Annotated in this window: 10 protein-coding genes; 8 read left to right on the top strand and 2 right to left on the bottom strand. The window is 54.6% G+C overall.

Annotated features, from left to right (window positions below):
* Positions 1-113: 113 nt before the first annotated feature.
* The 3 genes from EFB11_RS11925 to prfB all read left to right on the top strand — a co-directional run bounded on the left by EFB11_RS11925 (position 114) and on the right by prfB (position 4334).
* Positions 114-497: a BlaI/MecI/CopY family transcriptional regulator gene (locus EFB11_RS11925; protein ID WP_122790423.1), complete on the top strand. Its 384-nt coding sequence runs from the start codon at positions 114-116 to the stop codon at positions 495-497.
* Entirely contained in the window at positions 490-3051 is a 2562-nt protein-coding gene (locus EFB11_RS11920) for a M56 family metallopeptidase (RefSeq protein ID WP_122790422.1), read from the top strand. The genes EFB11_RS11925 and EFB11_RS11920 overlap by 8 nt, the downstream gene beginning before the upstream one ends.
* 155 nt (positions 3052-3206) lie before the next feature.
* A complete protein-coding gene (gene prfB, locus EFB11_RS11915) occupies positions 3207-4334 on the top strand; it encodes a peptide chain release factor 2 (RefSeq protein WP_122790421.1) in 1128 nt (375 codons plus the stop codon).
* A gap of 38 nt (positions 4335-4372) precedes the next feature.
* Here prfB and EFB11_RS11910 read toward each other — a convergent pair whose 3' ends face one another.
* Both EFB11_RS11910 and EFB11_RS11905 read right to left on the bottom strand, forming a co-directional pair.
* Complete coding sequence (locus EFB11_RS11910; RefSeq protein ID WP_122790420.1) at positions 4373-5206, bottom strand: sugar phosphate isomerase/epimerase family protein; 834 nt, start codon at positions 5204-5206, stop codon at positions 4373-4375.
* 89 nt (positions 5207-5295) lie between these two features.
* On the bottom strand, positions 5296-6297 hold the full coding sequence (locus EFB11_RS11905; RefSeq protein ID WP_164706749.1) for a Gfo/Idh/MocA family oxidoreductase: 1002 nt from the start codon (positions 6295-6297) through the stop codon (positions 5296-5298).
* A gap of 490 nt (positions 6298-6787) precedes the next feature.
* Here EFB11_RS11905 and EFB11_RS11900 point away from each other — a divergent pair, with 490 nt between their 5' ends.
* From EFB11_RS11900 to EFB11_RS11880, 5 genes are all read left to right on the top strand, one after another.
* Entirely contained in the window at positions 6788-8320 is a 1533-nt protein-coding gene (locus EFB11_RS11900) for a sugar ABC transporter ATP-binding protein (protein WP_122790418.1), read from the top strand.
* Entirely contained in the window at positions 8317-9336 is a 1020-nt protein-coding gene (locus tag EFB11_RS11895) for an ABC transporter permease (RefSeq protein WP_122790417.1), read from the top strand. The genes EFB11_RS11900 and EFB11_RS11895 overlap by 4 nt, the downstream gene beginning before the upstream one ends.
* 67 nt (positions 9337-9403) lie before the next feature.
* Positions 9404-10447: a sugar ABC transporter substrate-binding protein gene (locus tag EFB11_RS11890; RefSeq protein WP_122790416.1), complete on the top strand. Its 1044-nt coding sequence runs from the start codon at positions 9404-9406 to the stop codon at positions 10445-10447.
* 214 nt (positions 10448-10661) lie between these two features.
* Positions 10662-11666, top strand: coding sequence for a LacI family DNA-binding transcriptional regulator (locus EFB11_RS11885; protein ID WP_122790415.1), 1005 nt, complete (start codon positions 10662-10664; stop codon positions 11664-11666).
* A 119-nt stretch (positions 11667-11785) separates the two neighbouring features.
* Positions 11786-12799, top strand: a complete 1014-nt coding sequence (locus tag EFB11_RS11880; RefSeq protein ID WP_122790414.1) for a Gfo/Idh/MocA family protein — start codon at positions 11786-11788, stop codon at positions 12797-12799.
* Positions 12800-12843 lie beyond the last annotated feature (44 nt).

Here is a 12843-nt window from a genome sequence, read left to right as displayed (position 1 = left end):
TCCGCCGTCCGGTGGGCGGCTTTTTTGTAACCAAAATGAGATTGACAAAATTGGGTTACAGATGTAAACTCAAGATACAGACTACAAGTGTAACCTGAAAGGAGGGGAACGCAATGCAGGGACCCTGTGGGAAGATTACCGAATCCGAACTGGAGGTCATGCGCCTGCTGTGGCAGGCCGGGCAACCGCTGCCGCTGAGCGACATCCGGGCGCGGCTGGAGCCTGCGACTGGATGGGAAAGCTCGACCATCAAAACGCTGCTGCGCCGGCTGTGCGAAAAAGGCGCGGTCGAAGCGCGCAAAGACAAGGTATTTTACTATACGCCGCGGGTCAGCGAACAGGAATACGAACGCTACACCGCCGAAAGTCTGGTCGACCGTGTCTTTGGCGGGAGCGCCAAAAACCTAATGGCATCGCTGGCACGCGGCGGCAAGCTGACCGAGCGCGACGTGGCCGAGCTGCTGGAAATGCTGGAACGGGGGGAGTTCGATGGCTGATTGGGCAAAGGTGCTGCTGACCCTCAGTGTGTCAGGCGGCGTGCTGACCTTGCTGCTGCTGGCGTTGCGGCCACTGCTGCGCCGCACCCCGACACTCCGGTATTATCTGTGTCTGGTCGTGCTGCTGCGGCTGATACTGCCGTTTTCGCCCGAGGGGAGCCTGATGCAGCGGCTGTTCGACCGGGAACCCGAAACCGTGCAGACGGCGGCTGTGCCGCTCGACCGCAACCCGGTCGTGGATATGCCCGAGGCCAATCTTCCGGCAACTACACCGGTACAGACCACACAGACGCAAGAGGACATCGGCACTATGACCCCATCCGAGCCGCAAATGCCCGTCGCCGAACCGGCGGTGCCGTTTGCCTGGGTGCGGGAGCATGGTTTGCTGATTTTGGGTATTATCTGGGCGGCAGGGACACTTGGGGTGCTGCTGTCCGCCTGGGTGGGGCTTGGTGCCTTTGCTCGGCGCATGAAGCGCACCGCTCATCCGGCGCGGGAGAGTGAACAGGCCCGTCTGGTTGCCTTATGCGGCAAGCGGCGCATGCCGCGTCTGCGGCGCAGTAGCGCGGTGACTGCACCGGTCACGATGGGACTATTTCGGCCCTGTATCGTGCTGCCCGAGCGGGAGTATGACGCCGCCGAACTGGATTGCATCCTCGCGCATGAGTATACCCATATTCGTCGCCGGGACATTGCCTACAAATGGCTGGCACTGCTGGTGGGAGCGGTGCACTGGTTTAACCCGCTGGTCTGGCTGCTGCGGCGCGAAATCGACCGCGTCTGCGAGCTGTCCTGCGACGCGGCGGTCGCCCGGCGGATGGACCCCGAACAACGCACCGCATATTGCCGTACACTGCTGCGTGCAGCGGTTCCGCAGGCGTTTTCGCTGCCCCGTGTGGGGCTGGGCGGCGGAAAACAGGATATGAAAGAAAGGATGGCGAACATCATGACACAGGGAAAGGCATCCAAATGGAAACGTGCCCTTGGCGGCTTGTGTGCGATGGCAGTCTGCACGGCAGCCGTTGTACTGGGAGCAGCCAGCCTGCCCAAGCAGGCAGAAGCCGAGGAGCAGACATTGGAAAACGCGATCTCGCTTGACATGGCACAGGCCGACCAGAACGAAGTACGGAAAATCTTAGAAGACTGGGTGGAAGCCTATCAGAAGAACACGCCGGAAACCCAGCTGGACCGGATGACCGACCGCATCCGCGAGGAGAACCCGCAGGGCGGCGCGCTGATTGGCGCGCTCCTGGGACAGGACTATACACTTGAACGCTGCTATATCGCGGGCAACGGCACGGTCGAAGGCGGCGTGGAAGTGGTGCTGCATTATCAGCTCAGCGACCCCGAGCCCAGCCTGTTCTATGCGACCGAGCATCTGGGCCTAACCAAGGAGTTGGGCGAGTGGAAGGTCAGCTTGGACACTTGCCTGGACTACACGTCGGTAACTGGTTCGGAGGATCTGCAATCGGCGCTTGCGGGCTTTGGCGAAGATGAAACGGACGGCGCCATCACAGTGCCCCAGATGGATGAAACCCAGATGGACGCGGCGCGCAAGCAGGCCGAGGCAGGCGATACCTGCTACACCGACCGACTGACAGCTGGCGCAAATTTCCTGCACTTGACCGGCGGCGAAGCGTTTGAATTTGGCGGTGAGGTCTATTATATCTGGCCGGCTGGCGGCATGGTGCGGCTGGACATGGCGCAGGTAGGCGACATCTGGATGGTGGAGCGCGTCGCCATCAACCCGCTGCCGTTCAGCCCCCAGGATGCGCAGACGCTGGTCGCCGAAGGCGCACCTTGGGAAGCTGAGATCACCTACGAAGGACTGTGTCCGGACGCGGACGATATCTGGTATTTGTTCTCGGTGAACGACGGCGAGCAGCGGTATGAGGTTTGCGCAGCCAATGGCATGCTGCGTAGCTATCGAGAGGAACGGTGGGTCTATCCGGTGACCAAAGAACGGAAAATAAAACATCAGCACACCGACCAGCCGGTTGCGGGCACCTATGCCTGGGAAGGGTTATATTATGTCAGCCAGTATGAGGCAGCCCCCATTCCGGTGATGCTCGTGCGCGACGAGAGCGACCCGACCCGGCTGTGGTACCAATACGGTGAAGAAGGGACCTTGTATCCGGCGCAGATCTCGGGCAATATAGCGTATGACGAGCAAAATGACATCACGATTTTGTATTATCAGCATGCGCCCGCCATCTGGATTCAGAAAAATTCCGGGGAAAGGGATGCACAGTTTGCTTATCCAGCCTGGACCGAATATTACACCAAGACCGACGATATGTGGAGCCCGCAGATGCAGGATGTCAAGAAGCTGCTGGAAGCCAAGCTGCAAACCCAGCACCAAAATGACGATACCTTCCGCCTGTCGGACGGTGATATCATCGACATCGATGGGATTTCGTACTATCGCATTCAGGAAACCTCGAACTCGACCAACAACACCTATGCGTACAGCCGCGTGAGCGGTGTGTTCTTCCGGTTATCGGATGGCGTACTGCTGTACAATGCGGACGGTGCCGGTTATCGACCTGCCTGATTTCCCAAAACCCCTGCGCGAAAACGACTGCGCAGGGGTTTTTCTTTTGTACAAATTGGGGAAACTGTGCAGGGAAAAGCGAAGGCTCTTTACAGCGCGGGACAATTTGGCTATAATAGAAGGGAACTGCAATCTTACGGAAAAGGAGCATTTTCATGCTGCAATTTGAAGAATATAAGGTCAAACTGAACAATATGAAACCGGCGCTCGAAGAGCTGCGCGGCAACCTGAACCTCGATCAGGCCGCACGCGAAGTCGATGAGCTGGAGATGAAATCGTCCCAGCCCGGTTTCTGGGACAAGCCGGAAGAAAGCCAGAAGGTCGTGTCCCGTCTGGGTGCGCTCAAGGGTAAGATCGAAGGCTTTAACGATCTATACAGCCAGTGGGAAGACCTGCTGACCCTGTGCGAAATGGCCATTGAAGAAAACGACGAATCCATGCTCGAAGAGCTGGAAACCGGCTATGCGCACGTCGAAGAGGAAATGGAAAAGCAGAAGATGAGCACCCTGCTGACCGGGGAATATGACCGCAACAGCGCGCTTGTATCCTTCCATGCCGGTGCAGGCGGCACCGAAGCACAGGACTGGTGCTCGATGCTGTACCGTATGTACACCCGCTGGGCCGAGCGCCACGGCTATACCTATAAGATCATGGACTATCAGGACGGCGAAGAAGCTGGCCTGAAGTCGGCTGATATTGTTATTGAAGGCGAAAATGCGTACGGCTTCCTCAAGGGCGAGTCGGGCGTGCATCGTCTGGTGCGTATCTCGCCGTTTGATGCCTCCGGTCGCCGCCATACCTCGTTCTCGGCCGTGGAAGTCATCCCGGACATCCCGGACGACTCCAACGACATCGAAATCCGTCCCGAGGATTACGAAATGCAGGTATTCCGCTCTTCGGGTGCTGGCGGTCAGCACATCAACAAGACTTCGTCTGCGGTGCGCCTGATTCATAAGGCGACCGGCATCGTCGTTTCCTGCCAGACCGAACGCAGCCAGTTCCAGAACAAGGACAACTGTTTGCGTATGCTGCGCGCCAAGCTGGTGGAAATCAAGGAGCGCGAGCATCTGGACAAGATCTCCGACATCAAGGGTGTACAGAAGAAGATCGAATGGGGCAGCCAGATCCGCTCCTACGTCTTTATGCCCTACACTCTGGCCAAGGACACTCGCACGGCCTATGAAAACACCAACATCAACGCCGTGATGGACGGCGATCTGGATGGGTTCATCAATGCCTATCTGACCGCGCTGGCGACCGGCGAGTGGGCAAGCAAAACCTGATAAAAAAAGCTGTGAAGCATTGCTTCACAGCTTTTTTCTTATTTTAGGAAGGATGCGCAGCACTCTGCGCCCATTTTGATGACTTCTTCGGCGTCCATATCCCAGTACTCAGGGCGGAACAGTTCGAGGCAGGCCGGGCCGTCATAACCCGCGTCCATGACCGCCTTGCTGATTTCGGCAACCGGGATGCAGCCCTTACCGGGCATGATACGGTGGCAGTGATCGAGCACGCCAAACGGCAGATCTTCACAGTCGTTGATGTGATAGACGAACAGCTTTTCTTTGGGTACCTTGCGAATGAAGTCCACGTCGGCGCACTTGTCGTGCATGTAGAAGTTGATACAGTCGACCGTCAGACCTACGCTGTCGCGGTTCACCGCCTGCACGATTTCCAGACCCTGCCGCAGCGAATTGCAGCACCAGCGGCGGTCGCCGATGGGCTCAAACGAGCAGCAGACACCGTAGTCCTCCGCGATGTCGGCCAGGGCATTGAGCACATCGACCGAGTCGTCGAACACTTCCTTTTCGGTCTTGGTGCAGTATTCGTCCGTCATGGTAGGCACCACAATCATGTATTTGTTGCCGATGGCCTGCGCCACTTCGCAGCCGAAGGTGAACAGGTCAACGAGTTCCTTCCACTGCTCGGGCGTGCGGAAGTTGATGTCCTCGATCGAGTTAAAAGCAAAGGGCTTTAAGTGACTCTTTGCAAAAAACGCCTTGAGGTCCTCGATGGTGTGGGTTTTGAAGTATTCCTTGAGCATGTCGAGCCGCAGCTCGATGTAGTCATAGCCATATTTTTCGCAAAGCTCGAGGTCTTTTTCGACCGAGGAATTTTCCTTGCAGGTCGCTTCGTTGAATCCGAGTTTTAACATATGCGTAACCTCCTATGAAATTGAAAACGGCCGGACGGCCTAGTGCCGTCCGGCCGTTCTCTTTGAGATTTGGAGAAGAAAAGATCGATTTAATAGGTCAGTTGAATCGGACGATTTTCGCGGAACGACTGGGTCGCGGTGAGCGCCAGCTTAATGCCCATCATGCCGTCATAAGCGGTAACGGGCGAGGGCTTGCCGGACAGGACATTCTCAACAAAGGCGGCCATTTCCAGTTCATAGGCATCCTTGAAACGTCCCAGGCACCAGTTGGCCATATCAAAGGTGATTTCCTGGCCTCCAACCGTCTTAAACGGCGTGAGCTGTTCCTGGCCAACAAATACACTCTTGGTCAGACCGATGACTTCGGTGCGGGTATCGTAAACATCGTTGGCGTTGCGGCTGATTTCGATCATGCCTAGTCCGCCGTTCTGGAACTTGAGCAGCATCTGGCCGTCGTCGACGTCGTTGAGTTCCTTGAGGAATTCATGCTTGAGCACAGCACCCTGCGCATAGATCTCGGTGATCTCGCAGCCCATCATCCAGCGGGCAACGTCCAGGTCATGGATGCCCATGTCCACAAACAGACCGCCCGACTGCGGAACATAGGCCGGGGGAGGACCATTGGGGTCGCGCTGGCAGTCATGAATATAAATCGGCTTGCCGCAGGCGCCCGATTCGATCATCTTCTTGGCAGCAACATGGCCGGGGTCAAAACGGCGCATGAAGCCGACCTGTAAGTACAGACCTGCTTTTTCCACAGCCTCCATGATCTTTTCGGCTTCTTCCACCGTGAAGGTGATCGGTTTTTCGACAAAGATCGGCTTGCCGGCTGCAATGACATCCATCAGAACATCATAATGGGTCTGGGTAGGTGTTGCAACGACAACGGCTTCCACAGCCGGGTCTTTCAGCATTTCCTTATAATCGGCATAGCCGGTTGCGCCAAAGTCCTCGACCGCGCGGTCCAGTGCGGCCGGTACCGGGTCGGATACGGCGACAAGCCGTGCACCCATGGTGCGGGTAACGTTCATCGTGTGCTGGTAGCCCAGGCGGCCCAGGCCGATCACGCCGATGCCCAGAGTCTTTTTCATAAAAACGACCTCCATAACTTTTGAAGATTACCCGGAAGGCCGGCGCCGCCGGCACCTCGCGGAGCGTGATGTGCTTGTTGAGATAATCGTAACACATAATATTAAAAAGTCAATGTTATTAATATTACAAATATGAAAAAAGAAAATTGTGCAAACCGGCAAAAGGAACGGAAACGGCAAAGTAAATGAAAAAGTTATGAAAATATGAAAAATCGGGGATGAGGGGGGAAATTTTGAATAAAAAGTTATAAAATAAAGATTTTGCGCCTGTTAAACGGCAAATATTCGCACAAAATAAGCTGAAATTACAAAATGGTATTCGTGCAAGTTGCATATTATTTTTAATGATTTATTGGTGGATTTATCGTGATTAATATTATTGACATATGATAAATCGTGAAATATACTAAGGATAACAACTCCGCGGCGCGTTGTTAGAGCAAAATGGCCGACGGGCCATGCTGAAGGAAGAGAGCAAGGAGGAGTGAAGATGTCGGAAAGCAAGCGGTCCGCCCCCGCACAGACCCCGCTGCTGGAAATGCGCGATATTACCAAGATGTTTCCGGGCGTTGTTGCATTGAGTCATGTGAATCTAACCATCAACCAGGGCGAAGTTCATCTGCTGCTCGGCGAGAACGGCGCTGGAAAATCCACCATGATCAAGACCATCATCGGGATCAACAAGCCCGAAGGCGGCGATATGCTGTGGCTGGGCCAGCCGGTCAAGCTGCGTAGCGTTCAGGATGCCTATGACCTCGGGATCGCGGTCATTTATCAGGAGCTGAGCAATATCCCGTGCCTGAGCGTGGTAGAAAATATGTATGTCGGCTGCGAAAAGAAAAAAGGCGGCTTCATCGATTGGAAGGAACAAAAACGCTGCGCCAGAAAAGCACTCGAACGCGTAGGTCTGGCCGACATCGACCTGGATATGCCGATGGAAAAGCTCGGCATGGGCCAGCGGCAGCTCGTCGAGATCGCCCGTGCGATCGACCGCAACGCCAAACTCCTCATCATGGATGAGCCGACTTCCTCGCTCAGCCGCAAAGAGATCGACTTTTTGCTCGATCTGATGCTGGAACTGAACCAGAAGGATGGGGTATCCATCCTCTTTATCACCCACAAGCTGGACGAAGCTAAGAAAGTTGGACAAAAGGTCACGGTACTGCGCAACGGCCAAAACTCCGGGCCGACGATGGATGTCGCAGATGTGACCGAAGACCAGATCATTAAAATGATGGTTGGTCGCTCGCTGGAGGAAAAATTCCCGGCACGGGATGTACCGATCGGCGAGGAGATCTTCCGCTGTGAAGGTCTCAGCTCGGATAAATTTGACGATATTTCTTTTTCGGTGAAAAAAGGCGAAATGCTGGGCGTTTTCGGCCTGGTCGGCGCCGGACGCACCGAAACCATGCGCGCGATCTTTGGCGCAGACCCGCTGGCTGCCGGCGAGATCTACATCGAAGGCCAGCAGGTACATATTAAAAATGCGCGCGACGCCATCAAAAAAGGCGTGGTGCTCATTACCGAAAACCGCAAGGAAGAGGGCCTCATCCTCATCCATGACGTGATCGAAAACGGAACCATTGTCACAATGAAGCAGTTCCGCAACAAATTCGGCCTGATCGACAACAAAAAGCGCCGTAAGATGGTCGAAGAATACGGCAACTACTTAAACCTCCGCCCCATGCAGCCGGAAAAGCAGGCCGTGAATTTTTCGGGCGGCAACCAGCAGAAGATCGTCATTCTGAAATGGCTGTTGTCGGGCGCCAAGGTGTTTATCTTTGACGAACCCACCAAGGGCGTTGACGTAGGCGCCAAGGTCGAAATTTACAATATCATGAACCAACTGCTCGAACAGGGCGCGGCAATTATTATGGTATCTTCGGAAATGGAGGAGATTCTTGGGATGAGCGACCGGGTCATGGTCATGTACGAAGGCCGACAGACCGGTATTGTCCCCAACGATGGAACATATGGCCAGGAAGAAATCCTGACGCTGGCAACGGGAGGTAAACTGGAATGAATAAAACGGCAGCAAAAACAAAAGAACTGATCGGCAAGGCAGGCCCTCTGGTGGCGCTGATCTTGTTGTGTATCTTTCTTGCCTTTAAAAACGAAAATTTCTTTACTGCAACCAACCTGCTGAATGTTGCACGCCAGGCGGCACTCAATGGCTTCCTGTCGCTGGGCATGATGGTTTGCATCCTGACAGCTGGTATCGACCTGTCGATTGGCTACACCATGACGCTGTCCACGATCATCATGGCAAAATGCGCGGTGGAAATGGAACTCAACCCTGTGCTCTGCCTGATCATCTGCATTCTCAGCGGTGCGGTGCTGGGCCTCATCAACGGCCTGCTGCTGACCAAGTGCAAGCTGCCGCATCCCTTTATTTCTACCCTGGGTACGCAGAACATTTATAAGGGCATCGGCCTGGTCATCACAGGTGCGACCCCGATTGCTGGCATGCCGCTGGCCATCAAATGGGCGGGCTCGTCCTTCCTCAGCAGCAACAGCGATTCCATTCTGGGCAAAATCCCGGTATCCTTTGTGCTGATGCTCATCTTCTATGTGCTGTTCAGCGTTTTCCTCAACTACACCACCCTGGGACGTCACATTTACGCGGTTGGTGGCAACATCAATACCGCTGGCCTTTCGGGCATCAATGTAGATTTTGTTCGCACAAGCGTCTATGTGATTTCGGGCGTGATGGCAGCCTTGGGCGGCATCATGCTCACTGGCCGTACCGACTCGGCGTATCCGTTGTCTGGTAACCTGCTGGAAAACGACGCCATCGCAGCCGTTATCATTGGCGGCACCAGCTTCTTTGGCGGCAAAGGTAACGTTTTGGGCACCTTCACCGGCGTTCTGCTGATCGCCGTGCTCCGCAACGGTTTGAACCTGCTCAACGTATCGTCCGATATGCAGACCATTTTCCTGGGCGCGATCATCATCGTGGCCGTATTCATCGACGTCGTTCGTGGCGGCGGCTTCAAGCGCGTTAAGCGCATGAAGAAGGAAGAGCAGCAGGCTGCATGATTTTTCCTGGTAGCGATCCCTCGTAAGGAGGATATTGATACACCCCATTTATAAGGAGGAAGAGAAAATGACACGGAAAAAGAGAATGTTAGCATTGGCGCTGAGTGGTATGATGCTCACCGGCCTGTTTGCAGGCTGCGGCGGCAACGGTGGTGACAGTGCAGGCAGCGGCGCTGCATCGAGCGGTGCGGCGGCTTCGGGCGGCGCAGGCGACGGCAAGTATTCGATTTCGGTCATCTGCATGGCGCTCAACAGCGACTATTGGCATATGGTCGAAGCAGGCGCGAAGCTGGCCGGTAAGGAACTGGGCATCGAAGTCAACGTTGTTGGCCCGAATGCAGAATCCGACTCGGCAACCCAGATCAACATGGTAGAAGACGCTGTCAACAATAAGGCTGATGCAATCGTTTTGGCGCCCAATGAGCCGACTTCTCTGGTATCGGCAGCCCAGACGGTCAAGACGGCTGGCATTCCGCTGGTTGTCATTGACGCAATGCTGAACACCGACGACGAAAGCCTATATTCCTGCTTCATCGGCACCGGTAACGAGGCCGCTGGCCAGCAGGGCGGCGAATTCATCGCCAGCAAGCTGCAAAAGGGCGATAAGGTTGCAATCATCCGTGGTCTGGTTGGCCAGACCCAGCATGACCAGCGCGCAGACGGCGCACAGAAGGCCATGGAAGAAGCGGGTCTGGAAGTTGTTGCGGTACAGCCGGCAGACTCTGACCGCGGCAAGGCTGTAAGCGTTGCGGAAAATATCATCCAGTCCAACCCGGACATCAAGGCATTCTATTGCACCAACGATGATATGGCACTGGGTACCTATCAGGCAGTTGCCGCAGCAGGCCTGAGTGATGTTGTCATCGTCGGTTTTGACGGCACCTTCAACGCAATGGATTCGATCGCCAACGGTGAAATGACCGGTTCGGTCGCCCAGCTGCCCGTAGAAGAAGGTTACCAGGGTGTTATGAACGCGTATAAGATCCTGGAAGGCGAAACGGTAGAAAAGCAGCAGCCGCTGGATGTCGTTGTTCTGAATAAAGATAATGTTGCAGACTTCCGTAAGGATCTGGAAGCGCAGATCGCCGAATCGGGTGTTAAGCTCGGTTAAGCGAGTCCAAGCTCCATGGCGGCAAACGGCGCTGGCAAACGTCAGCGCCGTTTTTTTTCAAAGATAAAGAATGTAAGAAAATCCTAGGATTTTATCAAAGTTGTGCATCATTTATTCTGATTTGAACAATTGATTTTAACGGATAAATGGGTTATGATTTAAGATAGGATTTTTTTATAGAGCTTTGAGAAATTTCCTGCATGGAGGTGTGGGTATGAAGGTCACATTAAAAGATATTGCGCAGCGGTCCGGCGTATCGGTCAATACCGTATCTTTGGCTCTGCGAGATATGCCCAGCGTCAAGCAGGAAACCAAGGAAAACATCATCCGCATCGCCGAAGAATTGGGCTATTTTGGTCAGCGCGGCAAAGTGGAAATGCGCAACATCGGCTTGGTATCCACCGGAGAACGTTTGCGTGACTCTTACTTTTATATGAGTTTCCACCAGTACATCCTCAGCACGGCCCATGACTACAACTACAATCTCATGGTGTTCAAAGGGTCGACCTGTGACATCCCGTTGGAAGAACTGCGGCTCAAGTTTGAAAGCAACTCCATTGCAGGCATCATCATCCTGGGCGATATGGAAGAGCGCATTGCAGCCAAGGTAGCGCAGTGCGGCATCCCGGTCGTGGCGACAGGCACCCGGTATGAAAATTTGCGGGTATGCACCATCATTGAGGATAACCTGGGCGGAGCATTGATGGCGGTCAAATATTTATATGAAAAGGGCTATCGCAAGCTGGGGTTTGTAGGCAATCCCAAGCACAGCACCGGCTTTATGGAGCGGTATCAGGGCTTCCTGGGGGCGCTGGCTGCGTTCGATCTGCCTTTGGAGCCGCGGTATCTCGTGACCGAAATGGATGCTGTCAATGTCTATAATTACAACCAGATCTATGAAGCGTTGCAGGCACGTGACTCGCTGCCCGAAGCCTTTCTGTGTGATAATGACAATGTGGCCATGATCACCACCAAGGCGTTGCTTGCGCTGGGGGTACGGGTCCCGCAGGATGTGGCGCTGGTCGCATTTGACAATACGGTGGTCGGAAAAATGGCCATCCCATCCATCACTTCGGTGGATGTGCATTGCGAAGCGCAGGCGCAGGCCTGTGTCAAGAAGCTGATTTCCTTCATCCAAAGCGGGGAAACCAGCGAGGAACGAATCGTGTTGCCGGTTTCTCTGGCGGTAGGAGAATCGGTGCGGGATTTGCGCGCGTAAAAAACAAAAGAGAGCGTATCTGTCAAGGGATGCGCTTTTTTTGGACCCAAAATACGAAAAATTTCAAGAAAAACAACAAAAAATCTGGAAAATAGTTTTGATAAAAGGAGGCAATCGACATGGTAAAGATCGGTGTCATTGGCGCTGGCGATATTGGATTTTCTCATATCTGCCGCATTACCGACGACCTGTACGGCGGGCAAATCGTGGCGGTGACTGACATCCAAGCAGAGAATGCTGCGCGTGCAGCCGACTACTGCGGGGCAGAGATTTTCCCGGATGGGGAAAGCCTGATCGCGTCTCCCAACGTGGATGCGGTCATTGTTTCGTCGTGGGATGCCACCCATGAACAATATGTTCTGGCTTGCATTGCAGCCGGAAAGCCGGTCTTGTGCGAAAAGCCGCTATCTATTAGTTTGGAGAGCTGTCAGCACATTGTGGACGCCGAGATGGAAGCCGGCCGCCGTCTGGTCAAGGTGGGCTTTATGCGCCGCTATGACGAAGGATACCGTGCCATCCACGATGCCATGTTTGGCGCCATTGGCCAGCCGCTGATCGTACACTGTGCGCACCGCAACAAGTGCGGCTATGCGCAGCACAGCACGGAAAACTCGGTCAAAAATTCCACGGTGCATGAAATCGACCTGATGCGCTGGATGTTGGGCGAGGATTTCCGGACGGCGCAGGTCTTTGCCGGACGGGCCAGCCGCCACGGCGGCGAAGGGCTGAAAGACCCGCTGACCGTGCTGCTGGAAAGCCAAAGCGGCGTACGTATTGACGTCGAAGTGTTTATCAACAGCGGCATTGGGTATGAGGTGCATTGTACGGCCGTGGGCGAAGACGGCGTTGCCGACATGCCCGAACCAGCGCGGCTTTGTGTGCGTCAAAACAACCAAAAATCGGAATTTATCAGCGACGACTGGAAAGTGCGGTTCTATCATGCCTATAACCGCCTGTTCCAGGAATTTATCGACGAAGTGGCCGTCGGACAGTTGACGGCGCCGTCGGCTTGGGATGGATTGATGGCAACCTATACGGCAGAAAACTGTGTCAAAGCGCTGTATAGCGGCGGGATTGAGCCGATTCTGCCCTTGACGCGTCCCTCGTTTTACGAAGCGCCCCGCCATACATAAAACCATGCGCGCTGCGGAAAACTATCCACAAAACGCAAAGGAGG

Origin of the sequence: Intestinibacillus sp. Marseille-P6563, from assembly GCF_900604335.1 — a bacterium.
In the GTDB taxonomy this organism is placed as follows: domain Bacteria; phylum Bacillota; class Clostridia; order Oscillospirales; family Butyricicoccaceae; genus Butyricicoccus_B.
This window is presented reverse-complemented; position numbering and strand designations above follow the sequence as displayed.

Coding starts and splice junctions, on each gene's coding strand:
- EFB11_RS11925 (WP_122790423.1), top strand. CDS start 114: ATGCAGGGACCCTGTGGGAAGATTACCGAATCCGAACTGGAGGTCATG.
- EFB11_RS11920 (WP_122790422.1), top strand. CDS start 490: ATGGCTGATTGGGCAAAGGTGCTGCTGACCCTCAGTGTGTCAGGCGGC.
- prfB (WP_122790421.1), top strand. CDS start 3,207: ATGCTGCAATTTGAAGAATATAAGGTCAAACTGAACAATATGAAACCG.
- EFB11_RS11910 (WP_122790420.1), bottom strand. CDS start 5,206: ATGTTAAAACTCGGATTCAACGAAGCGACCTGCAAGGAAAATTCCTCG.
- EFB11_RS11905 (WP_164706749.1), bottom strand. CDS start 6,297: ATGAAAAAGACTCTGGGCATCGGCGTGATCGGCCTGGGCCGCCTGGGC.
- EFB11_RS11900 (WP_122790418.1), top strand. CDS start 6,788: ATGTCGGAAAGCAAGCGGTCCGCCCCCGCACAGACCCCGCTGCTGGAA.
- EFB11_RS11895 (WP_122790417.1), top strand. CDS start 8,317: ATGAATAAAACGGCAGCAAAAACAAAAGAACTGATCGGCAAGGCAGGC.
- EFB11_RS11890 (WP_122790416.1), top strand. CDS start 9,404: ATGACACGGAAAAAGAGAATGTTAGCATTGGCGCTGAGTGGTATGATG.
- EFB11_RS11885 (WP_122790415.1), top strand. CDS start 10,662: ATGAAGGTCACATTAAAAGATATTGCGCAGCGGTCCGGCGTATCGGTC.
- EFB11_RS11880 (WP_122790414.1), top strand. CDS start 11,786: ATGGTAAAGATCGGTGTCATTGGCGCTGGCGATATTGGATTTTCTCAT.